Origin of the sequence: Candidatus Kuenenia stuttgartiensis, assembly GCF_900232105.1 — a bacterium.
Classification (GTDB): Bacteria; Planctomycetota; Brocadiia; order Brocadiales; family Brocadiaceae; genus Kuenenia; species Kuenenia stuttgartiensis_A.
This window is the reverse complement of sequence record NZ_LT934425.1, coordinates 1,110,625-1,137,180: the sequence shown is the minus strand read 5'-3', so window position 1 is coordinate 1,137,180 and position 26,556 is coordinate 1,110,625. Positions and strand designations below refer to the sequence as shown.

General features: G+C 40.5%; 22 protein-coding genes, 1 tRNA gene and 4 pseudogenes. 17 read left to right on the top strand and 10 right to left on the bottom strand.

Annotated features, from left to right (window positions below):
• Positions 1-10 precede the first annotated feature (10 nt).
• The 4 genes from KSMBR1_RS05250 to KSMBR1_RS05235 all read right to left on the bottom strand — a co-directional run bounded on the left by KSMBR1_RS05250 (position 11) and on the right by KSMBR1_RS05235 (position 6,160).
• The gene (locus tag KSMBR1_RS05250) at positions 11-514 is read right to left on the bottom strand and encodes a PIN domain-containing protein (RefSeq protein ID WP_099324378.1); all 504 of its coding nucleotides are present in this window, start codon (positions 512-514) and stop codon (positions 11-13) included.
• The gene (locus tag KSMBR1_RS05245) at positions 501-752 is read right to left on the bottom strand and encodes a UPF0175 family protein (RefSeq protein ID WP_099324377.1); all 252 of its coding nucleotides are present in this window, start codon (positions 750-752) and stop codon (positions 501-503) included. The genes KSMBR1_RS05250 and KSMBR1_RS05245 overlap by 14 nt, the downstream gene beginning before the upstream one ends.
• 75 nt (positions 753-827) lie before the next feature.
• A complete protein-coding gene (gene treS, locus KSMBR1_RS05240; protein ID WP_099324376.1) occupies positions 828-4,160 on the bottom strand; it encodes a maltose alpha-D-glucosyltransferase in 3,333 nt (1,110 codons plus the stop codon).
• A 14-nt stretch (positions 4,161-4,174) separates the two neighbouring features.
• A complete protein-coding gene (locus tag KSMBR1_RS05235) occupies positions 4,175-6,160 on the bottom strand; it encodes an alpha-1,4-glucan--maltose-1-phosphate maltosyltransferase (protein ID WP_099324375.1) in 1,986 nt (661 codons plus the stop codon).
• 524 nt (positions 6,161-6,684) lie between these two features.
• On the opposite strand from KSMBR1_RS05235, the gene mutL reads away from it, so the two are divergent.
• From mutL to surE (KSMBR1_RS05170), 13 genes and pseudogenes are all read left to right on the top strand, one after another.
• The gene (gene mutL / locus KSMBR1_RS05230) at positions 6,685-8,466 is read left to right on the top strand and encodes a DNA mismatch repair endonuclease MutL (RefSeq protein WP_099324374.1); all 1,782 of its coding nucleotides are present in this window, start codon (positions 6,685-6,687) and stop codon (positions 8,464-8,466) included.
• Positions 8,467-8,693: 227 nt separating this feature from the next.
• Positions 8,694-9,059 carry a 6-carboxytetrahydropterin synthase QueD gene (queD, locus tag KSMBR1_RS05225; protein ID WP_099324373.1) on the top strand — a complete coding sequence of 122 codons (366 nt, stop codon included), beginning with the start codon at positions 8,694-8,696 and terminating at the stop codon, positions 9,057-9,059.
• Positions 9,060-9,073: 14 nt separating this feature from the next.
• A complete protein-coding gene (gene hxlA, locus KSMBR1_RS05220) occupies positions 9,074-10,372 on the top strand; it encodes a 3-hexulose-6-phosphate synthase (protein WP_099324372.1) in 1,299 nt (432 codons plus the stop codon).
• 37 nt (positions 10,373-10,409) lie between these two features.
• Positions 10,410-10,910 (top strand): UvrB/UvrC motif-containing protein, encoded by a 501-nt coding sequence (locus KSMBR1_RS05215; RefSeq protein WP_099324371.1) that lies wholly within the window; start codon positions 10,410-10,412, stop codon positions 10,908-10,910.
• Positions 10,897-11,964: a protein arginine kinase gene (locus KSMBR1_RS05210; protein ID WP_099324370.1), complete on the top strand. Its 1,068-nt coding sequence runs from the start codon at positions 10,897-10,899 to the stop codon at positions 11,962-11,964. Before KSMBR1_RS05215 ends, KSMBR1_RS05210 begins: the two co-directional genes overlap by 14 nt.
• Before the next feature lie 7 nt (positions 11,965-11,971).
• Complete coding sequence (locus KSMBR1_RS05205) at positions 11,972-14,452, top strand: ATP-dependent Clp protease ATP-binding subunit (protein ID WP_099324369.1); 2,481 nt, start codon at positions 11,972-11,974, stop codon at positions 14,450-14,452.
• A gap of 336 nt (positions 14,453-14,788) precedes the next feature.
• Positions 14,789-16,150 carry a DNA repair protein RadA gene (radA, locus tag KSMBR1_RS05195; RefSeq protein WP_099324367.1) on the top strand — a complete coding sequence of 454 codons (1,362 nt, stop codon included), beginning with the start codon at positions 14,789-14,791 and terminating at the stop codon, positions 16,148-16,150.
• Between the two features lie 160 nt (positions 16,151-16,310).
• Positions 16,311-17,027, top strand: a complete 717-nt coding sequence (locus KSMBR1_RS05185; RefSeq protein ID WP_157820400.1) for a hypothetical protein — start codon at positions 16,311-16,313, stop codon at positions 17,025-17,027.
• A complete protein-coding gene (locus tag KSMBR1_RS22665; RefSeq protein WP_261341087.1) occupies positions 17,024-17,152 on the top strand; it encodes a hypothetical protein in 129 nt (42 codons plus the stop codon). Before KSMBR1_RS05185 ends, KSMBR1_RS22665 begins: the two co-directional genes overlap by 4 nt.
• Positions 17,153-17,278: 126 nt before the next feature.
• Positions 17,279-18,612, top strand: a pseudogene (locus KSMBR1_RS05180) (IS1380 family transposase).
• 379 nt (positions 18,613-18,991) lie between these two features.
• Positions 18,992-19,144: a hypothetical protein gene (locus KSMBR1_RS23200; RefSeq protein ID WP_172953510.1), complete on the top strand. Its 153-nt coding sequence runs from the start codon at positions 18,992-18,994 to the stop codon at positions 19,142-19,144.
• Positions 19,095-19,391 carry a 5'/3'-nucleotidase SurE gene (gene surE / locus KSMBR1_RS22875; RefSeq protein WP_420886558.1) on the top strand — a complete coding sequence of 99 codons (297 nt, stop codon included), beginning with the start codon at positions 19,095-19,097 and terminating at the stop codon, positions 19,389-19,391. The genes KSMBR1_RS23200 and surE (KSMBR1_RS22875) overlap by 50 nt, the downstream gene beginning before the upstream one ends.
• Positions 19,322-19,720, top strand: coding sequence for a 5'/3'-nucleotidase SurE (surE, locus tag KSMBR1_RS05170; RefSeq protein ID WP_157820818.1), 399 nt, complete (start codon positions 19,322-19,324; stop codon positions 19,718-19,720). The genes surE (KSMBR1_RS22875) and surE (KSMBR1_RS05170) overlap by 70 nt, the downstream gene beginning before the upstream one ends.
• A 134-nt stretch (positions 19,721-19,854) precedes the next feature.
• On the opposite strand, the gene KSMBR1_RS05165 is transcribed toward surE (KSMBR1_RS05170), so the two are convergent.
• From KSMBR1_RS05165 to KSMBR1_RS05150, 3 genes are all read right to left on the bottom strand, one after another.
• Complete coding sequence (locus tag KSMBR1_RS05165; protein ID WP_230408071.1) at positions 19,855-20,826, bottom strand: S41 family peptidase; 972 nt, start codon at positions 20,824-20,826, stop codon at positions 19,855-19,857.
• 26 nt (positions 20,827-20,852) lie between these two features.
• Positions 20,853-21,128, bottom strand: coding sequence for a hypothetical protein (locus tag KSMBR1_RS05160; RefSeq protein ID WP_157820399.1), 276 nt, complete (start codon positions 21,126-21,128; stop codon positions 20,853-20,855).
• A gap of 492 nt (positions 21,129-21,620) precedes the next feature.
• Positions 21,621-21,696, bottom strand: a tRNA-Phe gene (locus tag KSMBR1_RS05150).
• Positions 21,697-22,109: 413 nt separating this feature from the next.
• Here KSMBR1_RS05150 and KSMBR1_RS21880 point away from each other — a divergent pair.
• The 4 genes and pseudogenes from KSMBR1_RS21880 to KSMBR1_RS23190 all read left to right on the top strand — a co-directional run bounded on the left by KSMBR1_RS21880 (position 22,110) and on the right by KSMBR1_RS23190 (position 24,003).
• Positions 22,110-22,643 (top strand): ATP-dependent metallopeptidase FtsH/Yme1/Tma family protein, encoded by a 534-nt coding sequence (locus tag KSMBR1_RS21880; RefSeq protein WP_197705353.1) that lies wholly within the window; start codon positions 22,110-22,112, stop codon positions 22,641-22,643.
• 24 nt (positions 22,644-22,667) lie between these two features.
• Positions 22,668-22,960: pseudogene (locus KSMBR1_RS22870) on the top strand (AAA family ATPase).
• 16 nt (positions 22,961-22,976) lie between these two features.
• Positions 22,977-23,084, top strand: coding sequence for an AAA family ATPase (locus KSMBR1_RS23195; RefSeq protein WP_197705351.1), 108 nt, complete (start codon positions 22,977-22,979; stop codon positions 23,082-23,084).
• A 38-nt stretch (positions 23,085-23,122) separates the two neighbouring features.
• Positions 23,123-24,003 (top strand): annotated as a pseudogene (locus KSMBR1_RS23190) (ATP-dependent metallopeptidase FtsH/Yme1/Tma family protein).
• 121 nt (positions 24,004-24,124) lie between these two features.
• Here KSMBR1_RS23190 and KSMBR1_RS22865 read toward each other — a convergent pair.
• The 3 genes and pseudogenes from KSMBR1_RS22865 to KSMBR1_RS05135 form a co-directional block, all read right to left on the bottom strand.
• A pseudogene (locus KSMBR1_RS22865) lies at positions 24,125-24,868 on the bottom strand (YebC/PmpR family DNA-binding transcriptional regulator).
• A gap of 234 nt (positions 24,869-25,102) precedes the next feature.
• Positions 25,103-25,243 carry a hypothetical protein gene (locus KSMBR1_RS20805; RefSeq protein ID WP_157820398.1) on the bottom strand — a complete coding sequence of 47 codons (141 nt, stop codon included), beginning with the start codon at positions 25,241-25,243 and terminating at the stop codon, positions 25,103-25,105.
• Positions 25,215-26,474: a tetratricopeptide repeat protein gene (locus KSMBR1_RS05135; protein WP_099324359.1), complete on the bottom strand. Its 1,260-nt coding sequence runs from the start codon at positions 26,472-26,474 to the stop codon at positions 25,215-25,217. The genes KSMBR1_RS20805 and KSMBR1_RS05135 overlap by 29 nt, the downstream gene beginning before the upstream one ends.
• Positions 26,475-26,556 lie beyond the last annotated feature (82 nt).

Here is a 26,556-nt window from a genome sequence, read left to right as displayed (position 1 = left end):
AAAATGCCCTTTATGTTATTTCGTTTGATCGTGCCAAAACGTCTTTATAAACATCCGCACTTATCCAGAAGCCGAATTCTTTAAGCTTTTCAACCAGCGGCTTTACTTCCGTTATTATTCCTTTTTCTTTAGCGGCTATCAATAATCTCAATGTACCGATAACACGAAAACCTCTGAGCCGTACAACCTTTCTACCTAATCTGTCATCCATAACGATGATATTCGCTTTTAATTCTTCTGCAAGAACTATTACCTCTGCTTCACCATCATCGATATCCGTTAGAAGACACTTTTTTGCCAATTCATTTTCGATAGTCTTAGTTTTTATCCATGGTTCATTTTTTATTTCCAGAAAACCGAAGGTGTCTTTGCCTCCTGATATTATTTCTTGTTTTACTGCACCGGGTATAAAGATTTCGCCAAAAAGTTTCTTTAACAGGTCTGTTTTATTGATAGCAGACAAATAGATGATTGGTGATGTGTTTACAACGACAATATTTTTAACCGATGTCAACTTTCATATCCTCTTTAAATTCTTCTAATGTCGATATGGACACCTGATATTTACCAAGTATTTTCAAAAAAGAAATCTTATCCATACCCGCAAGCCTGGCTGCCTTACCAGACGATAGTTTCCCCATCTCGTAAAGCTTTACTGCTGCTGCTATTTTCAGCTCTTCAGAAAAATCGTCTTGTGTTTCTTTTAATGATACCAAAATTTCATCCGGATACTCGATTGTTAATGTTGCCATATTATTTTATCTCCAATCTTATTTAAGTAAAGTGTGCAAAAATAGATAAAGTTAAAGTTCTTCCTTCATCTGTCATCATTTGTTTGTTTCCAAAAGTTGTAAAATGCCCTTTATGGGTATCGATGTCCATTCCGGGCGGTTATTTAATTCATATCCCAGTTCATAAACTGCCTTTTCCAAAAGGAAAGAAGTAAGGAGCATGGTAAAATCTTCATTATTTTCAGGGAAAAGGTGGGTATTTTTTGCCGTTTCAATATATGATTTTAAGAAAATTCCTGCCACATATTGATACCATAGGTTTGTCCATGGTTCCAACACGGGAATATCTTCCGGGCGTATGGTGATATGTTTCAAGAGAGCGGTATTTGACACGTAATGGAAAGACCGTATCATTCCCGCTACGTCCTTTAATACGGATTTTTTAAGTCTCCTTTCGCTAAGGCTCCTGGCCGGTTCGCCTTCAAAATCAATAATAAAAAAATCATTTCCAGTGTAAATAACCTGGCCCAGGTGATAATCGCCGTGTATCCTTATTTTCAAAGCGGAAATTTTCTTTTTAAAGATGTTTTTATAGAGTTCTATTATTCTGTTTTCCTGCAATAGCAATTTATCGACTGATTCTTTTGTATTCTCTGGCAATTTTTTCATGTTTTTTCTGAGCAAGGCGAAAACCTTTTTCAGATAAGATTGCATTGATTGATAAAGAGATCTTTGATACAGCCGTGAAAACGGTTCGGGGCGAAAATCGTTGTTATCCGTTTCTTTTGACAGCGCGATATGCAATTCGGCCGTTCTTTTCCCCAAAAGCGACGCCATCTCAAGATATACCCCGCTAATTAATTCCTTAAACAGCAAAGGTATTTCATGCGACGTACTTTCTAAAAGGGAAAAAGACATCACGGGCATTTCCGGAATTTCATTCTTTTTTGCAAAGACCCTGTCAAAATACGTCATTAATGAATCAAGTGTATATGACCAGGCGTCTCCATGATTGGGAATGAAGCGCTGGAGGATACCGATCGATATCGGTTGATTTCCCTTTCTCACATATGCTATTTCCCCTATAAATGCCGGAACGTTGGCGAATGCAGTATACTCGCCTAGAAATTTGCCAATTTCCCACTCCGGATTAATACCTTCGCAAAGGCGTCGGTAAAGTTTGAAAATTAATTCTTTACCATAGAGTAATGATGAATTGCTCTGTTCCGCTTTTAATACGGATGATTTTTCTGAAAGCAATTCTTTCAGTTTATATTGTTTATGCATTTTCCCGGTATGAACGACAAGTCTTCCCTGAGTACCCTTTACTGACAATCTGTTTACCGCCATTTTCAATATAAACTTTTGAAATTCTTCATCATAAATGCCGTCATACACAATCCCTTCAGTATCATCTGTTTTCAGTTTCATCACAATTTTCTGGGGGTTTTCATGCAGCATTGTTTCTGCTTCGCTTCCGCTCAGATAAGAAAAAGAAAGGACATACCTATCAGATTCCTTGCCGTTATATTTTACCTCAATCAGGATAAGTTGTGTGGTATGCGTGTCTTTCTGCAATGAAATATTTTCAATAATTTTGACTTCTTGAATATCCGATGCCTTGCCGCCGAACCATCTGCTCTTTTTAAGATAAACAGGCAAAATCATTTTTTCCAATTTTACCGCCGTTTTTCCCTGGAAAACAGTTTCCCACTTTCCGTTTATACTCAATTCAGGGATACTTTCGTCTTTTGCAAGACGTAATTCTTCCGCTTCTTTTTGTATCAGAAACCAAAAGTAATCATGCCTGTTAATGGTAAGTACATAAGGAGATTTCGTTATTTTTGGGAATTTATTTCCGCTAAACACATCTTCCGGCGTACAATCGGAAAACGTTGAAAGGTCTAATTCCACTACCTGAGAGAATCGTGAGAGATTCATGACGACAAGGATATGCTCGTCCTGATAATGGCGGATAAATGCGAGTACTTTCGGATTATCAGGGAAAAGAAATTCTATACTCCCTCTTCCAAATGCCTTATACCGTTTTCTCATGGCTATTACCCGTTTCATCCACCAGAGAAGTGACGCGTGGTTCTTTTCCTGATTTTCCACGTTAATTGCCTCATAATGGTATTCCGGATCGGTAACGATAGGCAGATAGAGTTTCTGGGGGTTTACCCTTGAAAATCCAGCATTCCGGTCGACATTCCATTGCATGGGAGTTCGTACGCCATTTCTGTCTCCAAGGTAAAAATTGTCCCCCATCCCGATTTCGTCTCCATAATAAATAATGGGCGTACCCGGCAGGGAAAAAAGGAGTGCGTTCATAAGCTCTATCTTTCTTCTGTTGTTCCCTAGCAGGGGAGCCAGCCGTCTTCGGATGCCGAGGTTTATTCTTGCAACGGGATCGCTTGCGTATACCTGGTACATATAGTCCCTCTCTTCATCGGTTACCATTTCAAGGGTGAGTTCATCGTGGTTTCTTAAAAAAAGAGCCCATTGACATGTTTCCGGCAATAGCGGGGTTTGATCGAAGATATCAATGATCGGAAATCTGTCTTCCATCCATATTGACATAAACAATCTCGGCATGAGGGGGAAATGGAACGACATATGGCATTCATCCTGATTGCCGAAATATACGACAGCATCCTCTGGCCATTGATTTGCTTCTGCCAGGAGCATAACATTATTGTGCGTGCTTTCAACGTGTGCCCTCAGCTTTTTCAAAAAATCGTGGGTTTCAGGGAGATTTTCACAATTTGTTCCCTCCTTTTCAAACAGATACGGCACTGCGTCCAGACGGAAACCATCGACTCCCATATCAATCCAGTAATCGATAATCCTGAGCATTTCTTTTTGCACGGCCGGATTCGTAAAATTTAAATCGGGTTGATGTGAGTAGAAACGATGCCAGTAATATGCCTTTGCAACCGGATCCCATGTCCAGTTGGAATGTTCAAAGTCTTTAAAAATTATTCGCGCGTCTTTATATTTTTCAGACGTATCACTCCACACGTAAAAATCTTTCATTTTTGATTTCTGTTTCGGTCTCCTGGCGGCATGAAACCATTTATGCTGGTCGGAGGTATGGTTGAGAACGAGTTCCGTAATTACCTTCAAACCTCTTTTATGCGCCTCTTTGATAAAGAGTTTGAAGTCTCTTAATGTTCCGTAATCGGGATGAATGCCAAAATAGTCCGCGATATCATATCCGTCATCCTTTAGGGGAGAGGGATAAAAGGGCAGAAGCCATAAAGCGGTTACGCCGAGATTTTCCAGATAATCCAGCTTTTCCGTGACGCCCTTGAAGTCGCCAATCCCATCGCTATTCGAATCGTAGAATGCCTTTACATGCAGTTCATAAATAATTGCATCCTTATACCAGAGGGGTTCTTCAGCGTGAAGCATCTCTTTTGGCGGCATAGAGCGATACTCCTTTACATATAATAATCAAAATCGGTTTCTTTCCTCAGCCTTTTCCTTATTCGGAAAATATGCGCGGGAGTGGCATCGGGCTGAAGTTCTACATAGTTTTTTTTCCCCTGCCACACGTATTTTTCATCGCTCAACAGATCATGCACCATGTATGACTGATTTGCGTCTATTCCCAATATTTTTATCGGAACATTGACCCAGCCCGATTGAGCATGGTGCGGGTCCAGATTGACAACGACGAGTATAATATTGGAAAGGTCTTCTGTTGTCTTTCCATAGAAGAGAAGATGTTCATTATCAACTTCATAAAAACGTATATTCCCTGTATCCTGCAATGCTGCGTTTTCTATGCGTATCCGATTTATCCTTGTTATGAGATCCTTTAAATTTCCCGGCATGTTCAAGTTCCATTGTTTTATCTCATATTTTTCGGAATTAAAATATTCTTCCTTACCGGTTACCGCTTCACTGACACAAAGTTCGAAGGCAGGTCCGTAAATACCGTAATTAGAAGACAGGGTGCTTGCCAGGATAAACCGTATTATAAATGCTGGTCTTCTTCCATATTGCAGTTGTTCCGGTAAAATGTCCGGCGTATTTGGCCAGAAATTCGGCCTGAAATATTCTTTTAATTCTTCCTGTGTGAGTTCAGTGACATACTGAGTCAGTTCCCGTTTTGTATTCCGCCAGGTAAAGTAGGTATATGACTGTGTAAACCCTATTTTAGCCAATCGGTACATTACTTTTGGCCTCGTAAAAGCCTCTGAAAGAAAAATTACCTCCGGATAGATTTTTTGTGTTTCTCCTATCAACCATTCCCAAAAAGCAAACGGTTTTGTATGTGGATTGTCCACCCGGAATATACGAACCCCGCGTTCAATCCAGCAAAAGACAACATTTTTCAGCTCATGCCAAAGTCCTTTCCAGTTTTCCGTTTCAAAATTAAAGGGAACAATATCTTCATATTTTTTTGGAGGATTTTCCGCATGTTGTATTGAACCATCAGGTCGTATCTTGAACCAGTTCCTGTGTTTTTTTATATAAGGATGATCCGGGGAACACTGAAACGCAAGATCCAATGCAATATCAATATTATATTCCCTCGCCCGTTCTATCAGCGCTTGAAAATCTTTCTCTGTACCAAGGGAAGGATGTATTGACGTATGCCCTCCTTCGTGCGATCCGATTGCCCAGGGACTTCCAGGCTCTCCCTTTTGTGAGACAGGGGAATTGTTTTTCCCCTTTCGGTTCGTTATTCCAATAGGATGAATTGGAGGCAAGTACAATATATTAAAACCCATATTTGCGATTTCAGGAATGAGTGATTCACAGTCTTTCAATGTGCCGCCTCTTTCCTGTTCAGAATTACAGGAACGCGGAAACAATTCATACCAGGCGCTAAAAAGAGCCTTTTCCCTGTCCACCACTACTCCTAATTCTTTTTCATATAGAGTTGACAGACTTTTGTCTGGCCATGTTTTCATAAGCGAAGCTAATTCCTCATTAAAGGCAAGAGAAAGGGCTCCTGCTGTATTTTTTTCTGTTTTTAAGGTATTAGCAAATACATGAAGTTTTTTGGAATCATCCTTTGTTGCCAGCGCTGATGATTTTTGAATATAGACAACGCCTGTCAAAATATCCATGCTTGTTTCCTGCCCTGCGTCATACTTTTTTTTCAGTTCCTTTTTCCATGTGGTGAAGTGATCTACCCATCCTTCAACTGTATAATAATAAATGCCGATTTCCCGAACAGTAAAGTTTCCTTCCCATCGATCATTTCCCAGAGTCTTCATGGGTATTTCCAGCCAAACCTTTTCGCTGGCCTTACGTTGTAATAAAACAGGGATAACATCATCGTGTCCGTCAGTAAAGACGTCTGCCTGGACTACTACCTTCTCTCCAATTACTCGTTTTACTGGAAAACGACCGCAATCAATTTGCGGTCTTACGTTTTCAATAATTACCCTTTTTCTTCCTTCAAATTCCATTTATATTCCTGCTATTTAAAAGTTTGAAGTCGGTGTTGTTCTATATGAAAGTCTTTCCATGTAACATTGTAAAATTAACTACAAGTTCTTTATGAATACAATAGATACTATATTAATACCAATCCGGACGACTTTCATGTTTCGTTGTGATCTCCGTTCATCGGGGGTTAGTTAAATTAGCTGCAAGAAAATCTGTCTGCCCATATCCAATTTCTGGCAGGGCAAAAGGGAGTTATTCGGTAAAATAATTCTTAACTCGGCGGCAATGATTCTGAAGTTATTGATAAATATTATAATAAGGAAAGTGCGTTTTTTAATAAAAATGTTAAGATTTAATTTAGAATAGCATTATAATAAATAGTCAATGTTAAATGCATCTAATAAATTTGTTGTGTAGCATGAAAAAAGGTATTGTGTCAGAAGCCAAGAGACAATTTACTATTAATAAGGATATCAAAAAAGGGTTACCGCAGATTTTTACTGTGAGTATTTTTTTTGTTTAGGATTTAGGGCAGTGTGTGAAAATGGGTAAAGTTAAAATTCTTCCTCCGTCGGTAATTAATAAAATTGCGGCAGGCGAGTTAATTGACAGGTCTGCCGCTGTTGTGAAGGAACTCATTGAAAACGCCATTGATGCAGAGGCAAAGAGGATCGATGTTTATCTGGAAGACGGGGGAAGAAAACTGATAAGAATATCCGACGATGGCGTTGGTATTGACGCGGAAGACCTCGCTCTTGTTTTCCGAAGCCACACTACCAGCAAACTATCCAGCGCGGAAGATTTGTTTGCGATAAACACACTGGGGTTTCGCGGCGAAGCCCTGCCCAGTATTGGTGCGGTATCTAACTCAAAAATTACTTCGAGAATAAGAGGGGCGATAAGTGGCGCAGAAATAAAAACCGAAGGGGGCCGCATTGGCGATGTGAGAGAATGCGGGGCGCCGGAAGGCACGCAGATAGAGGTGCAGGATCTTTTTTTTAATACTCCCGTGCGTAAGAAATTTATGAAAACGGCGCCGACGGAGATGTCTTATATTTCAGACGTGTTAACGCGGTTTGCCCTGTGTTATCCGAATATCCATTTTACGTTAAGACACAACAACAGAACGGTATTTAACCTTCCGCCCGTTCAGGAAGTAATAGAAAGAATTGAGACATTTTTTGGCAGTGAGTTGAAAAAACATCTTTTATCTGCCTTTCTCCGGGAAGAGTTGTTTTCCCTCAAAGGATATATTGCACCGCCATTCCTGAACAAAGCGAATGGAAGGCTGCAATTTATTTTTCTAAACGGACGTTATATTAAGGATACGGCTATTTACCGTGCAATCAGCGACGCTTACCATGGGAAATTAATGAACAAACGATACCCCATAGTATTTTTATTTTTAACGGTTGCACCGTCCGAGGTGGACGTCAATGTCCATCCCACAAAAACAGAGGTAAGGTTCCGGAATAAGAGTGTTGTTTTTAATTATGTGCTCTCTACGCTAAAAGACGCCTTGAATAAATCACAGCCCAAATCCATTGATATAGTGACGCCGGAAAAAACATTTCAAAGAGACTTGGGAAACACCGATACAGTTGATCATAGAAACACCTCTTTATGGGAACAATTTCCTTTTGAAAAAACAGTGGAAAAAACGCCCGCGTCAGGGCCATCTACGGATGTGAAGCACACCACGGCCATGCCCATAAGAGAAGAGATATCTGTTGGGAAAGCGATTTTCTCCGGCAAAAAAAGGTATTTTCAGATTCACAATGCCTTTATTGTAGAAGAGACGAATGAGGGTTTGAATATTATAGACCAGCATGCCTTGCATGAAATAATCCTGTACCATGCAATATTGAAAGGAATGCAGTCATCTCAATCTCCCCGCCAGCGATTACTGATCCCGGAACTTGTGGAATTGAACCCAAAAGACTTTTTTTTCGTATTAAGCATAAAAGAACAACTGGAAGGCATTGGCATAGAGATCGAGGAATTTGGAAGCAATACCATTATGATTCGTTCCTTTCCCCAAATCCTGAAACATTTAAATGGAAAAGAATTTATAGAAAACCTGACGCATGATTTTGGCGAGGAAGATTCCCGAAAGGGCAATGAAGGCGTCATGAATAAACTAGTCAATATCATGGCATGCAAGGCCGCGGTAAAAGCGGGGCAAAGATTAGAGTATCGGGAAATAGAAGAACTCATGGAAAAGAAAAAAAATATCAATGCCTATACAAATAACTGCCCCCATGGCCGGCCGACGACACTATCACTTTCTTTGGATGAATTGTACAAACATTTCAAAAGAAAATGAGCCATTGAAAATGAAGGAATGGTTATCCTATGTTTTTTTATAAAAAGACGTTAAGCACATTCTTTCTTTCGATTAAAACCCTTGACTTTTAATTTTGCCGCGGATAAGCTTTTTTCAAAGCTTCAGGTAAAAAGCAATGTTTGTCCAATTGCCCGTCCCTTTTACTAAAAAGTGCAGCGTTTTGTAATACCTTTCTTTAAAAACCATTTCTTTCCGGAGCAATATTTATGTTCGAACTTATAATCGATACGGATTTTGCGGCGGCACATAATCTTCGGGGATATAAAGGACAGTGTGAAAATCTTCACGGCCATAACTGGAAGGTTCAGGTTGTTTTGAAGTCGGAAAAGCTGGACAATCTTGGAATGGTGATTGATTTCAGAGAAGCAAAAAAGCTTATCGGAGACGTTACAAAAAAATTTGATCATACGTACTTAAATGACATGGAACATTTTAAGGCCGAAAACCCAACCACCGAAAACATTTCCAGAATGATTTACAGAGAATTAACAAGTGCCATGCCCTCAGGCATAAAGGTTGAAAAAGTTACTACGTGGGAATCAGACCGATGTGGCGCAACGTATTTTGAATAAGGATTTTTTTAATAATGTCTGAAAAGCATACTATTATTCAGGTAGCTCTTGATTTTGTGGATATTCACAGGGCGATAAAGGTTGCCAGTGAGGCAATAGAAGGTGGCGCTGATTGGCTGGAAATAGGCACCCCGCTTATAAAAAGCGAAGGAATGAATGCCATTCGCCGGCTGAGAGAAATATTTCCCGATACGATGCTGGTTGCTGACATGAAAACTATGGATGCCGGACGCGTAGAAATGGAAATGGCTGCAAAAGCAGGCGCCAATATTGCGGTGGTAATGGGCAATGCGCCTGGTGCAACGATACGGGAATGCGTGTTGGCCGGTAAAAATTATGGCATAAAAGTATGCGCTGATTTTATGGATACTGACGCAATTGATGAACGTATCGGAATTGTTGAAAAATGCGGCGTCGATTATATTTCTATCCACACCGCAATCGACGATCAAATGAGCGGAAAAACACCTTTTAATGTATTACGGCACATATGCGAAAATGCGCATACCCCTGTTGCTGTCGCGGGGGGCATAAATTCTGAAAATGTTGTTGATGCGATCAATGCCGGGGCGCAAATCGTAATTGTTGGCGGATATATCAGTAAATCAGAAAACGCCAGGGATGCGGCAAACAATATCAGGCAAGCTGTTAAAGAAAACAGAAGAATTCAGACCGGCTTTTTCAAAAGAGTAACCCGCGAAGACGTCCGGAATGCGTTCATGAAACTTTCGACCGCAAACATATCCGATGGCCGTCATCGCGCGAAAAGTATTGTAGGGCTGTATCCGGTAAATCCTTCCATAAAACTCATAGGCACTGCCGTCACCGTTCGAACCTATCCCGGCGACTGGGCTAAGCCTGTAGAAGCCATAGATATTGCGAAAGAAGGGGATGTAATCGTAATTGATGCCGGCGGAACGGGGCCTGCTGTTTGGGGAGAACTGGCTACGCACAGCGCTATACAAAAAAAATTAAGCGGTTTGGTAGTTTATGGAGCGGTTCGCGATACGGCGGAAATGAAGCAATTGAATTTTCCGGTGTATACAAAATTAGTCATGCCTGATGCGGGAGAACCCAAAGGATTGGGGGAAATTAATGTGCCTCTGAATATCTCCGGAATTCAAATCATGCCGGGGGATTGGATAATCGGAGATGAGGATGGGCTCATGGCAGTACCTCAGGCGGAATCTGAAATTAGTGTTAACTATGGCATGGATTGTCTGGAAAAAGAAAATAGGATTCGTAAAGAAATATTATCTGAAAAAAGTTCTTTAGGAAGGGTGACAGATTTGTTAAAATGGGAAAAGAAGTAATGTTTTCCCGCAGAAAGATTTATGGGGGTGACAAAGCATGAAATGTGAATCCTGCAACAAAAAATACGCAACCGTGCACTTGACGGAAATCGTTGGTAATGTGAAGAAAGAACGGCATCTTTGTGAAGAATGTGCGCAAGGAGTAAGCACGCAGATTGCCAAGGTACCTTCTCCTACAGAAATATTAACAAATCTTATTAATCAGGTTGCTCCGGGGATAAACGAGTTATCCAAGATTGTATGCCCTGTTTGCGGATTATCATATTTGGAATTTCGTTCACACGGGAGACTTGGTTGCCCTATGGATTATACTGTTTTCAGAAAGGGGTTAATCCCTTTGCTTGAAAAAATGCATGGCAGCGCACAGCATGTGGGAAAAGTGCCTTCCAGGGCGGGGAAAGAAATGATTAAAAAAAATGAACTCATGCAGCTTAGAAATGAATTGAATAAATCAATCGAAAAGGAAGATTATGAAAGGGCGGCTGAGTTGAGAGATAAAATATACGAACTTTCGGGCGATAATAATGAAAATAAGTGATTTGGCTGATAATACAGGTGAATGGCTTAGGGGAACGGGACCGGAATCTGACATTGTTATAAGCAGCAGGATTCGCCTTGCGAGAAATGTGGCAAAATATCCCTTTCTTTCCCGTGCTAATGTAAAACAAAAGAAGGAACTTGAGGAACTTATAAGAACAAAGATTATAGACGCGGATGTTGCACCTGCCCTTAGTTATATTAACCTGTCAGAACTTTCTTCTGTTGACCGGCTGTTTCTCGTAGAAAGACACCTCATTAGCAGGGAACATGCAGAAGGTGAAAAAGAGAGAGGCGTCGCTTTTGAAAAATCGGAAAATATTAGCGTTATGGTCAATGAAGAGGATCATATAAGAATACAGGTAATCCGTTCCGGCCTTGAGCTTCGGGAAACATGGAAAACGATAGACATTATTGATAACAAACTGGAAAGAAAAATAAACTATGCGTATTCATCGCAATTTGGATATCTAACGGCCTGTCCCACAAATGTTGGTACGGGGATGAGGGCATCGGTAATGCTTCATTTGCCGGCGTTGGGAATGACACATCATATAGAAAAAGTATTTAATGCAGTAATGAAGCTTGGCTTGGTAGTGAGAGGTTTATACGGAGAAGGGACGCAGGTCTCCGGGGATTTATATCAGATTTCAAACCAGTTTACCCTTGGAAAATCAGAGGCCGAAATTATTGAAATTATTGAAGGGGTAATTCCCAGGATTACCAGTTACGAACGGATTGCAAGAAAGTCCCTGATCGCTGAAAGCAGGGAACAACTGGAAGACCGCGTGTGGAGATCGTACGGGATGCTGAAGGTTGCACGCATGATTACTTCGGAAGAAATCATGCATCTTCTCTCGCAAGTGAGGATGGGCGTTAATTTGGGAATTATCAATGATATTGAAATGAAAACATTAAATGAACTTTTTGTTCTTACTTTACCGGGACATTTACAAAAGTTAGAAGGGCGCGAGCTTACTTCTTCGCAAAGAAATATAATTCGTGCGTTGTATGTAAGGAAACGGCTTGAAAAGATAGAAACTTTGAAAGGATAGGTGTTTTATGTTTGATCGATTTACTGATCGTGCCAGAAAGGTTATGGCCCTTGCGCGGGAAGAGGCAAGGCGGTTTAATCACGAGTATATTGGGACAGAACATATATTATTAGGGCTGGTGAAAGAAGGAAGCGGCGTTGCGGCTAATGTTCTGCAAAACTTAGATGTTGAACTAAAGAAAATACGTATTGAAATAGAAAAGATAGTGCAAGGTGGATCTGATCTGGTATCGGTAGGGCAGCTTCCGTTCACGCCCCGCGTAAAAAAGGTGCTGGAATATGCGATGGAAGAGGCGCGGGCGCTGGGACATAATTATATAGGAACGGAGCACTTATTGTTGGGCTTGTTGAAGGAGCAGGAAGGTGTAGCCGCGCAGGTATTATTGAACCTGGGCGTTAAACCTGCAGAAGTACGGGAGGAAGTAATTGGTTTGCTGGGCTCGGAATCGGTGCAAAACAGTCAATCACAGGAAAAAGAAGAAAAGAAAGGACGTTCCAAAACTCCTGCGCTTGACTCTTTCGGGCGCGATCTTACACAGCAGGCCAGAGAAAAAGAACTTGATCCGGTTATTGGAAGGAAAGATGTGATTGAACGTGTTGTTCAGGTCTTATGCAGGCGAACAAAAAACAATCCTGTTCTTCTGGGGGAAGCCGGCGTGGGAAAAACTGCGATAGTTGAAGGCCTTGCACAGGTAGTGGTTCACGGGGATGTTCCTGAGTTGCTGAGAGGGCGCAGAATAGTAGCCCTTGATCTCGCAATGATGGTAGCCGGTACGAAATACAGAGGCCAGTTTGAAGAGAGGATCAAGGCGGTAATGTCAGAAGTAAAAAGGGCAAAAAACATCATACTCTTTATTGATGAGTTACATACCCTTGTTGGCGCAGGAGGGGCAGAGGGCGCTATAGATGCCTCAAATGTTTTAAAACCTGCCTTGTCCCGTGGTGAAATACAGTGTATCGGAGCTACCACTTTGGATGAATACAGAAAATATATCGAAAAAGACGGTGCGCTAGAAAGAAGGTTCCAGACAATTATCGTAGAGCCGCCGTCGAAAGAAGAAACGGTTGAAATACTAAAAGGGCTTCGCGACCGCTATGAATCTCACCACAAAGTAAGAATTACCGACGAGGCATTAGAAGCCGCAACTGAACTTTCCGTGCGTTATATTACCGGAAGATTTTTGCCCGATAAAGCTATTGATATAATCGATGAGGCGTGCGCCAGGTTAAGACTCAAAGCAACCACGCAACCGCCGGACGTAAAACATCTGGAAGACGAAATTATCCGGCTGGAAAAAGAAAAAGATGAGTCCGTGGCAATACAAGATTTTGAAAGGGCGGCACGGTTAAGGGATAAAGCGGACAAAATGAAAAAGAAAAAGGAAGTTGTCGAAAGAGAGTGGCGGGAAAAACATGCCGAACTGGAAGGGGAGGTTGATGTTGAAATTGTTGATGAAGTAGTGTCGAAAATGACCGGCATACCTATCTCACGAATAGAATCGACAGAGGCAAATAAATTGCTTCATATGGAAGAGGAACTTCATAAAATGGTGATAAGCCAGGAAGAGGCAACCAGGGCAATTTCCAAAGCAATCAGAAGATCACGCGCTAGACTGAAGAATCCAAATCGCCCTGTGGCCTCTTTTATTTTTGTAGGCCCTTCCGGTGTTGGTAAGACACATTTGGCAAGATCTCTCGCCAAATTGGTTTTTGGAGAAGAAGGTTCTTTGGTACAGATTGATATGTCAGAATACATGGAAAAGCACAGTATTTCACGATTAATAGGAGCTCCTCCGGGTTATATCGGCTACGAGGAAGGCGGGCAGTTAACGGAAAAAATTCGCCGCCGTCCTTATGCGGTTGTTTTATTAGATGAGATTGAAAAGGCGCATCCGGATGTTTTTAACATGATGTTACAGATCATGGATGAAGGAAAACTTACCGATAGTTTCGGCAGGCATGTTGATTTCCGTAATGTTATCATTATTATGACCTCAAATATTGGCGCGGAGGTTATTAAAAATCAGGCCTCTTTAGGATTTCGTAAAGCTTCGGAGAAGGATAACTACGAGGTAATGAAAGAACAATTGAAAAAGGAGGTAGAAAAACATTTTCGTCCGGAGTTTTTAAACAGAATAGATAATATTATTGTTTTTAAACCTTTAAACAAAGATGATTTGAAGAAGATTGTTGAAATTGAACTTGTTGACGTGAAAAAGAGATTGGAACCGTATCAAATCAGCATTACAATGACAGATGAAGCATTGAATTTCCTTATAGACAAGGGATATGATCAAAATTTTGGCGCCCGACCACTCAGGAGGGCTATTGAAAATTATTTAGAAGATCCTCTTTCTGAGGAAATTTTGCAGGGACGATTCGAAGGAAAATCCAGTGTGAAAGTTTTATTGCAAGATGGCAAGCTGGTGTTCGAGGATATTGTTGAAGAACCGGAACCAGCGCTGGCAAATGCTGAAAATGGCATTTAATTAATTTGAGATATGCCAACAAAAGTATGGGCGAAGCATTTGCTATAAACAGGCAAATGCTTCTCCCATACGCTATGCAAATAGGGGTGTAATATTAAATAAAAATTTGTTAGATAACATTATTACATAAAGCAGCATTATAGAATCATTTCCGGCTTACATTTCTTTTTTTTAGCGGCAACAAATAATCCTTTAAAAATATCCAGGCTCTGCAAGTGTCGCTTAATGTGTTTTTAATACCATAATTCTTGTTGGTAAAAATTTTAAAAGGGCTTTTTTTGCCCTTTTTTATTTTTTCGCACGAAACAATTGAGGGGTGAATAACTCTCACGATACATGGCGAAAACATCTGTTGTTTACGTCTGCCAAAGTTGCGGATGGAAAAGTTTAAAGTGGGTAGGGCGTTGTGGCGGTTGCGGAGAATGGGATTCCACTGTAGAGGAATATAGTAATGATTCCGTTGGCGCTACTTCCTTGTCTGCCATGCTTGACAGACAACTTCCCATTCCGATAACTGAGATAAAACTTCAGGATTGCCCTTGTATCGAAATGGGAATCAGCGAATTTGACAGAATCCTGGGGGGAGGTTTGGTTGTTGGCTCAGCGGTATTGATCGGCGGAACGCCGGGAATTGGCAAATCAACACTCCTCTTACAAGTATGTCAGCACGTCAGTCAAAAAGGATATACCACGCTCTATGTCACAGGAGAAGAATCCGTTGCTCAAACAAAACTCAGGGCAGAGCGGCTATCCGTATTGTCGCCTAAATTACTCGTTGTTTCTGAGACAAATTTAGATTTTATATTAGAAAATATACACAACACACATCCTACCCTGGTGGTGATAGATTCCATCCAAATGATTTATAAGCCCCAGCTAGAATCCTCTCCGGGCACCGTTGCTCAGGTACGACAATGCGCAAATGAACTGATTTTTACCGCGAAATCTACGGGTTCTGCAATATTTCTGGTAGGACACGTAACCAAACAAGGTATAATTGCAGGTCCAAAGGTGTTGGAGCACATGGCTGATACCGTTTTGTACTTTGAGGGAGAAAAATTTCAATGCTATCGCATTCTAAGGGTTGTTAAGAACCGATTTGGATCCACGGATGAGATTGGAATCTTTGAGATGAGAAAAAACGGATTACATCCGGTTGACAACCCATCGGAGATTTTTATTTCACAGGGTATGAGAGTAGGCGCAGGTTCTACAATCATTCCCTGTATGGAAGGAACACGCGCTTTGCTGTTAGAAATTCAGGCGCTTGCAACAAAGGCAACGTTTGGCATGCCGGAAAGAAAGGTCAGCGGCGTTGACTATAACAGGGTATCGATGCTCCTTGCCATACTTGAAAAGCGGATTGGTTTAAAATTGGGAGGCCAGGATATCTTTGTGAATATTGTAGGGGGGGTTCATGTTTACGAACCTGCGGCGGATCTTGGTATCGCAATGACAATTGCCTCAAGTTTTAAAGAGAAACCAATACCTCCGGATATGGTAGTCATTGGCGAGGTTGGCCTTGGCGGTGAAGTGCGAAGTGTAAATCAAATTGAAATCAGATTAAAAGAAGCTCAACGGTTGGGTTTTAAAAGAGCAGTTATTCCAAAAGATAACGCTAAAGGATTAGGAAAAGATTTTGGGATTGAATTAATTGAAATATGCTACCTTTCGGAAGTAGTAGAAATAATCGGGTGAATTCAAAGAATACACATTTTAAAAAAACCAATTTGTTTTTGAGTATTATCTTCTGCATGCTGTCTTTTCATATTTCGGGTGCAATTCGCGCAGAAACATATGAGGATGGAAAGATTAAGGTGAGGCATAAAGAATTATCCATTAAACAAACAGGGGTTCTGTGCAATTCAATCATCCTTATGAAATGAACAGTGATGTTATCGGTAATGTATTATCGCAGATTTATTTCGAAGAAAAGGGGCTTTTGAAAAAGAGTACATCTGTGAACGTCTTTCAGGATGACGAAATCAGCAGGCTTGTGCCCTTGATTATCCAGGCTTTTTCTGTAGCAACTCCTGCACAGGTAATAGAGGTTGTCTCGTACTCAGGGCGGCCGTTTTTCGCGGACAAACAGAACTACTGCGTTATGTTTATGAGGGATAGCCGTCTAAATATTGTTTTTAGCCGGGTACAAAAGTTCCAAACGTACAGCGATTTGGTGTCTGAGAAAAAAGGGATGGGTACGGCAAAAGAAGACCCGACGAAGATAAAAGGCAGTCGTTTTTGGGCGTTATTGCCTGCGTATGGACAAGCCTTTGAACCGGGGCACAAAAACTGGCTGGTCATAAACATATCAGATGAAACATACCAGAGGCCTGAAATAAAAAAACCGGACATTTCCGAGTCCGACAAGTCTGATTTCTATAACCAACTGCAAAAAAAAGAAAAAGTTGGCAGCAATATTCACTCTTCATCCGGTTATCAACAAGTGGAACCTGGCGCGAATGTGTTCAAAGGGAAAGTAAAATCAAAGCACAATTACTTATATTGCGCGAACTACTCAATGACGGGATTCTTTTACAGGAAGACTATGATTATAAAAAGGAAATGCTTTTGAATAATGGAATGAATGATATGGATATAAAAAATCAGCTCAGGGAAATAAAAGATTTACTGAAGGAGGGGCTTATTACAGAAGAAGACCATAGTAGAAAGAAAAAGGCGTTGCTTGATTTGTTTTAATTACAACCTAAATCCTGCAAACAAGCAAAGCCTTGTTGCAGGAATAGGATTGAAATGGTAGGATTTCCAAGGTATTCGGCGGTATATTGATAACAAAAAACACCTGAAAGGAGATTCACCATTTCGATGAAGAATATAGCAAAAAAATACAGCAAAAGACAACCGAAAATCAAGGCAGAGATGAGCGGGAAAGGCTTAACGGTACATGCAGGGCTTTTACCGGTATTGAATTTTATGGGTAAGCTGATGTTCCGGGAGAGAGTCCATGAAGCGGTACATAAGGATCGTGGAGCAAATGCCCGGTATCAGTTTGTCGATGCGGTACAAATGGTAGTGATAGGGTTGATAGCAGGGGCGACATCGATGGTAGAGTGTATGAAGGTGTGTACAGATGAGGTATTGAAGAAGATGTCCGGGTGGAAAGAGGTACCTGTAGATACTACGATAGGACGTATTATGAAGCTGGCGAGTCAGGGAGATATAGTGGAACTGACGGGGGTGATCCACCGGTTTAGGGGAAAGATATGGAAGCGTGCGGTGAGATCAGGCCATAAACTCAGGAGTGCTCTTTGCGAAGTATGGATAGATGTTGATTCTACCGTAGATGGTGTATATGGGAAACAAGGTGGGTGCAGAGGTAGGATATAATCCGCACAAGAAGGGGCAGAAGGCGTATCATCCCTTAATGGCATTTATTGCAGAAACAAAGGAGGTATTACATAGTTGGTTCCGCTGTGGAAGCGCCTACACGAGTAACGGAGTAGTAGAGTTCATGAAGGAATGTATGGCGTACATGAATAAGGGGGTAAGGGTGGTATTTCGGGGAGACAGCGGTTTTTTTACCGAGAATTACTTGAATACCTTGAGTCAATATTTGCGGGATATCTGATTAAGGTAAAGCTGAAGAATCTGGAAGGATTGTTGAAGGGCAGAAATGGAATGAGGGTGAAAGGGAGCCAGGATGGGAACAGGCTGAATTTTGGTATCGATGTGCAGGGTGGGATCGTGCGAGACGTTTTGTGCAGTGCGGCAATTGGTCAAAAGAGAAAAGAAATTAGTAGAAGTGTCCGTGTATGAGTATTTTTGTTACGTTACAACGGAGCGGTTAAGTCCGATGGAAGCGCATCGTTGTTATGGAAAGAGGGCTACCTGCGAGACTTTGATAGAAGAGAGTAAAGGACAGATGAATGCGGGGCACATACGTACGGTGGAATTTTTGGCCAATGCTGCGCTATTTCAGTGTGCGGTGTTAGCGTATAATCTTTTGAAGTGGATGGGATTGCTCAGTGGTGGAGTATACAAAAGTGGGAAGTAAAGACGATGAGACTGTGGTTAATCAGTGTGGCAGGGAAACTGGTGGAGAGAAGCCGGCAGATGACATTAAAATTGCCGGAGAAATTTCTCCATCAGGAGGAATGGAAAAGTGGGAACGCATGTCACTGGATGTAGTTTTTCAGTAGAAAACCACGTTGTATTTCGTTTTTTTAGTCTTTTAGAGTGGTAAGTATACCGCAGATGGAGACAGTACATCCCTATCTTGATTTTCATTGCATCAGAGAGCACGTTTCCGACAATTTCCCATGTCTTTTTGTTTAAAGTAGTACAATAGCGCTACCACAATTGCTAAAAAACGGATATCTGTTATCGCTTTTTGCCAATCTTGGTAGTGGAAAATACTGATTTTCGCATTGCGAAAATCGTTTGCAGGATTTAGGTACAAAGATATCAATGCAAAAAATCCATATTGGAAATATGATTATTACGTGTGTACGGCGAATATACGGCAGACTCCTTATTAAGGATAAAACATATGCAGATTTTGCTCACAAATGAGATGGTATTTATGCACCGGGAATCGCTTCGTTAAAACACTATATTCAGGATCTAGGAACCGTTACCGTTGTTGCGCCGGATATTGAGCAAAGCGGCGTGTGGGCATTCCATCACTTTCAACCAACCCCTGCGTATCAGGAAAGTGCACATGAACAATGAATTTATCGGGTACGGCGTTAACGGTTCGCCGGCAGATTGTGTAAAACTTGCCGTAAATGAGATTATGCGGGAGAAGCCTGACATTGTCATATCAGGGCTAAATATGGGGGCAAACGTGGGCATCCACATCCTTTATTCCGGAACGGTAGCGGCAGCGGTGGAAGCCACTGTCATGGGATTTTCATCCATCGCGGTTTCCTTCGAAATAACAGAACACTTGATGACATCCACAGGACGGCAGACGTAGCAAAAGGCATTATACAACGTATTTTAAGCCATAATCTACCCAAAAATTTGCTCTTAAACGTAAACATTCCTGCAATTCCGCCTGATCAGATAAAAGGGATTAAGATAACACACCAATTCACGCAGGATTTTAAAGAAGTTTTTCAAAAACGTATTGACCCAAGCGGCAGGGCTTATTACTGGTTGACAGGAGCAGATAAATCCAAATACCATGAAGAAGGAACCGACCTGAGTGCGCTTCGTGACGGGTATATCTCCATTACCCCCCTTCGTTATGACCGCACAGATTATCAACACCATAAAATAATTGAGGGATGGGATTGGCAATAGAAACAATGGTAACACTTTAGTCTTTTGAGAAACGTATTCTCCCTAAATTGGAGAAAAAAGCAGGTATTCCCTCTTGCCTGTAGTAAAAATCCATGAATTAATGCCCATTCTCTTATTAGTTATTTTATTTCCCGTCAGTTTCCATGCCTTTTATTACCTCTATTGCCTTTTCGAGTTGCAAATCTTTGAAGAGAGGGGGTTCTTTTTTCCTTATCAGCCGCTTTCCTGCCTATTTTCGCCGCTGACAATTCTACCTGCAATTCCCTCATCTGGGAAAAATCAAGCGGAATTTCAATATCGGGTTCAATCCCTTTTTCGTGGATACATTCTCCCGATGGCGTATAATATTTGGCGGTCGTTAGTTTTAAGGCGGCATTGCCTTCGCGTATTGGAACCAGGCTCTGCACAGATCCTTTGCCAAATGTTTTCATGCCTACCAGCAAACCGCGTTTATTATCCTTTATCGCTCCGGCGACAATTTCAGATGCGCTGGCGCTTCCGTTATTTACCAGTACTACCAGCGGGAAATCAGGATAGGAGCCGCTTCTGCGGGCGCGGTACAGAATGTTTTGGTCAGGACCTCTGCCTCGGGTTGAAACAATAACGCCCTTTTTTAAAAATCTGTCAGAAACACCCACGGCGGCGCTCAACAATTCTCCAGGGTTAAATCGCAAGTCCAATATTAAACCTTCCATGCCTTGCTTCAATAATTCTTTCACTGTTTTATCCAGATCATCAACGGTGTTTTCCTGAAAATTTATCAGAGCTAAGTAGCCAATCTTCTCCGTTTCATCCACCATTTTTACGTCTCTTATACTGTTTACATGGATCTTTGCCCGCTGTATTGTAATATCCACCGGCATAGATTCTCCCTCATGCAAAACAGTAAGGGTTGTTGTTGTGCCCGGCTTCCCCCGAAGGAGTTTTACGGTTTCACGAATAGCTATGTCTTTGGTTGGTATGCCATCAACCTTGAGAATGCGATCTCCTACCAATATCCCTGCCTTGAATGCTGGAGAATCGAGTATGGGGGTTATTACGGTTATTAGCCCATGCCTGACAATTACTTCGATACCTAAACCTTCAAACTCCCCTTCCGTTTCGATCTTAAGCTCTTCTAATTCTTCGGGACTTATATATTGACTAAGGGATCCAACTCCGACATCATTCCACGGTATGCGTTTGTAAAAATAGTGTTAATATCCAATTCTTCAACATACTTTTCCTGCAGCGCCTTTATTACCTTAACAAACTCTTCAAACTCCTTATATATAAAATCACTGGTTTGCTGATTTGCCCGTTTTGTCACAGCATTTGCCGGCGCTCCCAATGTAAATGTATTTGCGGAGACACTGCCTGCAAAAATTATCATTGTATAAAATAATAAAACAAATAGACTTTTTTTCATTTTCCTTTGCTTCCTGAAAATAATTAATTTTATAAAACTATAAAAGAATGACTTTTTGAGAGTGAAATTTATCGAAAGGTATTTTAAAGATACGTTGCTTTTCCAGAAATGTTGCACGATTTCCATTGTATTTGTATAAGGTAATACTATACCGTATATTTGTGTTTTTGTAAAAAACTGTAACTATTCAGCGTAATTTATTAAACTACGGAGATCAGAGCGTAACTCGTTCCCAAACCTTGTACTGAACATAGTGAAGTATCTGTTTGGGAACGTAATGGTACTGGAACTACATTCGCGGGTTCAGGCTTGTAACCGTTCGGCTGAGCTCACGACGAACGGTTGCAAACATGAACCCGCCGGGATTCATGTAATGTTTACACTGAATAGTTACAAAAAACTTGCAATAGGAAAAAAAGTTGCTTTCTTGTATGCTGTGTTCGCAAGATATGGAGGGGTGCTAAATGCGGGAGATCTTTGAAGGATTGTAAGTGGTGGGCAGAGACGGGATCGAACCGTCGACACCAGGATTTTCAGTCCTGTGCTCTACCAACTGAGCTATCTGCCCCATTAATTTTACATTGATACATCACTAATGCAGTGGCGATATTATAGGTATGAAACAGGCGATAAGTCAAGTTTTTTATTTACCCACCAGCATTAAATAGCGAATCATATACCTGAATTGACAGGCAGTATGCGTTTTTTTAAATCTGCCCTCATCAGCGGCTATACTTAAATACTATACAGGTCTTAAAATCCAGTCCATGTATATTCGCCAATTTTTATTCTATTCACCGCTGACCCTTTCACCTGCCTTTGGCATATCTGTTTTTTTAAACGAGACTTTGATATCATCCCCGGAAGCAGGGATTTAAATTTTGACAATAGACATATTTCTAATATATATCATTGTTCTGTCTATCTTTTTTGAATATTTATATTTTATTTTATTAATTACATGATCAAAGATAACATTCCATGAAAAATAACAAAAGGCGGTCTTTTTCCCTTGGTTACATCCTCCTTTTCTTTGCTATTGTATATCTGGCACAGATGTTTTTTTCTCCAAAAGCAGAAGAAGTGTCTTATAGCCAGTTTAGACTCTATCTTAAGAATGGTTATATATCCGAGTGCACCGTGGGCCAGAATATTATTCGAGGTTATTATAAAAAACTTTCCGCTGAAGGTGGTGAAGAAGACAAGATTGCGTTTTTTACTGTTCCTATACAAGACCAGGCGTTGGTGAATGAACTTGAGGAACAAAAAGTACGTTTTAAAGGTGCACCGGAAAATAATTTTCTAAAAAGCATGATTATGTGGTGGATTATACCTTTCGGTGTTATGACGCTTGTCTGGTTTTTGTTATTAAAGAAATTTAGCGGTATGGGTTCCCCTTTCATGTCTTTTGGCAAAGCAAAAGTCAAACTTTATTCTGATAATGGCACACAAAAAATAACCTTTGCCGACGTCGCCGGATGCGATGAAGCAAAAAAGAAGATTAAAGGAAATTAAGGATTTTCTTGCTTATCCCGATCGATTTCAAAAATTGGGGGGAAAATTCCCAAAGGTGTTCTCCTGATAGGGTCTCCAGGCACGGGAAAGACACTTCTTGCAAAAGCAGTTGCGGAGAAGCCGGGGTACATTTTTTTTCTATCAGCGGTTCGGATTTTGTTGAGATGTTCGTCGGCATGGGCGCTGCCCGTGTGCGGATATGTTTGAGCAGCAAAGGAAAAGGCGCCATGTATGTTTTTATCGATGAAATTGATAGTGTGGGTCGGCAAAGGGGAGCGGGGCTTGGCGGGGGCACGATGAACGGGAACAAACCTTAAACAGCTTTTGGCAGAAATGGATGGTTTTAACTCACAAAAGGGCATAATCATTATTGCGGCAACAAATCGACCGGATGTTTTAGATAACGCCTTATTACGTCCAGGGGCTTTGACCGCCAAATAACGATCGACAGGCCTGATCTTTCTGGAAGAGAAGCTGTTTTGGCAGTCCATGCAAAAAGTGTAAAAATAGATCCGGATGTTAGTTTTAAAACGATAGCAAAACGCACGCCCGGTTTTACCGGAGCCGATTTAGCAAACGTTATTAATGAATCAGCACTTCTTGCGGCAAGGCACAATAAAAATTCTGTTGGGATGGAAGATCTGGAAGCTGCAATTGACAGAGTTTTGGCCGGACCTGAACGAAAGAGCAGGATTATGAGTGAAGCAGAGAAAAAAACTGTTGCTATACACGAATCTGGCCATACTCTTATTGCTGCTATGTTGCCCAAAACCGATCCAGTACATAAAGTCTCCATAATTCCCAGAGGAACAGCTGCTTTGGGATATACCATGCAATTGCCGATAGAAGATAAGTATTTAACAACGGAGTCTGAATTGTTGGAAATATCTGTGTCTTGCTTGGGGGTAGGGCCGCCGAAGAAATTATTTTAGATGAAATTTCAACAGGTGCCCAAAATGATATTGAAAAGGTATCAAAACTAGCAAGAAATTATGTTTGCCGATTTGGTATGAGTAAGAAAATAGGCCCTCAGACTTTTGGCAGGCAATCTGGTAATATTTTCCTAGGTCATGATCTTGTTCAGGAAAAGGAATACAGTGAAAAAACCGCTGTTACAATTGATGAAGAAGTGACAAAAATCATTAATGAATGTTACGAAAAATCGAGAAAATTAATTCAGGACAACCGGGGTAAGCTTAATGTATTGATAAAAAAACTCGAAGAGTGCGAAGTCCTTGATGGAGAACAAGTTCTTGAGTTACTAAATTTAAAAAAGAAGGATATTTCCCTCAGTGGTGATAAAAGTAAGATTTTTCACCAGATAAATACCCGCGTAAATGATTTTGCCCATCGTTTGTAGAGTGCGTAGTATAATTATGCACAGTAAGTACTACTAAATTCCCGTGTGCTTTTTCCATCCATGTGCAAAAGCAACACACCTCAACTTTCAAAAAAACAAAATTTATACTTTTGGGAAAGCTTTACTTTTCAGCCTCAAAAAATTCTTGTGCAAAGTTCAGATTAGAGTAAACACTATTTACATCATCATGATCCTCTAGCGCCTCTATAAGCTGAAGCGCTTTTCGATATGCTTCTCCTTCCACCTCTATAGTATTATTTGCCAACCGCTTGTTTCTGCATCTCTATGGTTTATTTTTGAGTTTCAATAGCTTTTTTAACTGCATCCAAATCAGTTTGAGCACATAACACTTGATAATACTCCCTCACTGTTTGGAAATCCTCTGCACCGCATCTAACACCAGCATCATAAATTCATCTTCTACGCACACATTATTGTTCACCAATATAATGCCTTTTTTTTCAAACATCCAGGAAACGCAACCTGTTTCACCCATATGCCGCCAAACTTTTCAAATAGTTTTCTTAGTTCTGACGGTTCTGTTTTTATTATCGGTTAACGCATCCATCATTATTGCTATTCCATTTGGCCCATACCCTTCAAACAAGCATTCTTGCAATTCGATATTATCGCCTCCCGTTCCGATACCTTTTTGTATCGCACGCTCTATGTTGTCTTTCGGCATATTTGCCATCCGCGCCTTACTTATTGCAAGTTCCAGTTTCGGGTTCATATTAGGGTCGCTACCACCTTTTTTGACAGCGATAGTAATCATCCTGGATATTTTAGAAAACACCTTGCCTCTTTTAGCATCAGCAATGCTTTTTTTATGTTTTATCCCAGCCCAATGTGAATGTCCTGCCAAGTGTATTATTCCCCACTTAAATACATAGAATTTAATTTTTCAAACTATATTTTTTTCTTTAAATGATGTTTTATTATTTTTGTACTGTTTTTTTCTAAAGAAATGAGACGTTTTATTTTGTCAATTTTATGTGTTACATTTTCCAATTGTTTTTCATAGACGTGTGTTTTTTCATACAATACCTTTGCCTTTTCCACGCGCCCAACGCATCGTACCAACTGCCCAGGCTATAATTCACGTCTCCAGATGCTCAAAAATATACGGATCTTCCAATAGTTTAATCGCCTCTTCCAGCTTTTGAAGCGCCATGAATAAATAATCATCTCTTTCTTCTATTTGCGCTTTTTTATAGTATGCCCAACCCAAGCTGATCAAGATACGCGCCATTTTTTGGTTGAGAGTCAAGGGCTCTATTGATTAATGTAATTGCCTCGTCAATATTTCTGTTATTTTCCGCAAAAAAATATCCAAGGAAATTATTGGCTTCGTGAAAATCAGGGTCTATCTTTATGGCCAAACGCAATTCTTTTTCCACCGTATCATATTTTTGACATTGGTAATAAAGATTGGCCAACATAAAGTGAACATCTTTTTCTGTTTCTGCTTCTAATGGTAACAATCTCATTTTTTCAATTGTTTTTGTCGCTTCGTCAATGTTATTCTGGCTGCTATATATCTGACAGAGTAAAAAATATTCTCTTGGATTCCTGCTGCCTATCTCTATGTTGTTTTCGAGAATTTCCTTAATTTTTTCTATTTCTCCATTTCTTTCCGTTTTTTTTCCCAATTTCTCATAAATTTCAGAGAGTGTAAGGCGCATTATCCAGTTTTCAGGTTCTTTAAGAAGAAATTCCTTCGCTTCTTCAACAGCAGTATCATGATCATTTAAAATATCATAACATAGTGTTATATAAAAACTCGAAAAAGTTAGTTCCGGATCATATTTTTTTGCTTTCAAAAAATGTTCCAGCGCCATATCAACAATGTTTTTCTCAAAGTATTTTAACCCAATTTCATAATGAAACTTTGCCGGGCGGGCAATAATGTTCATATTAAACATGGTTTTAAAACACTCCGCACTTTTTTCTATCATGCCCAGTTCTATATAAATATTTGCAAGCCGATAGAGGGAGTCTGCCAGAAAAACTTCGTCCAGTTTGGTAATTTTACATTTTCTGGCATATTCATATTCCGAAATTGCCTCTTTCTTTCTGTCAACTGCTTCGTAGAGAGTGGCCAGTGTGTAATGAAGGCTGAATTCCTGTGGGGTTTGATTCGCAAGTTTTTCGAGGGCATTTATAGCTTTTTCATTCTTGCCTAATTGAAAATAACAGGTAGCCAAATGCTTTATGACCCTCTCAGAATTGGGGTCTATTTCATTCGCCTTTTCAAAATTATCAGCAGCCATTTCCCAATTTCTCTCTAGTAAAAAAAAGTACCCCGCACTAAAGTAGGAAAACGCATCTTCCATTCTTTTTAAGTGTAGAAATACCCCTTCTCCGGATGTGGGAGAATTTTTCCTAATGGTAACATTACTACATCCCAAAAACTCCAGAAAGAAGATAATTACGGATAAAACAATAATGGTAAATGATTTACAAAACATTTCATATTTCTTTTTACACTTTGCAAGCTTTAAATAAAATAGCAAGTAACTACTGGCGAAGCAATACCTCTACCTAATGGAA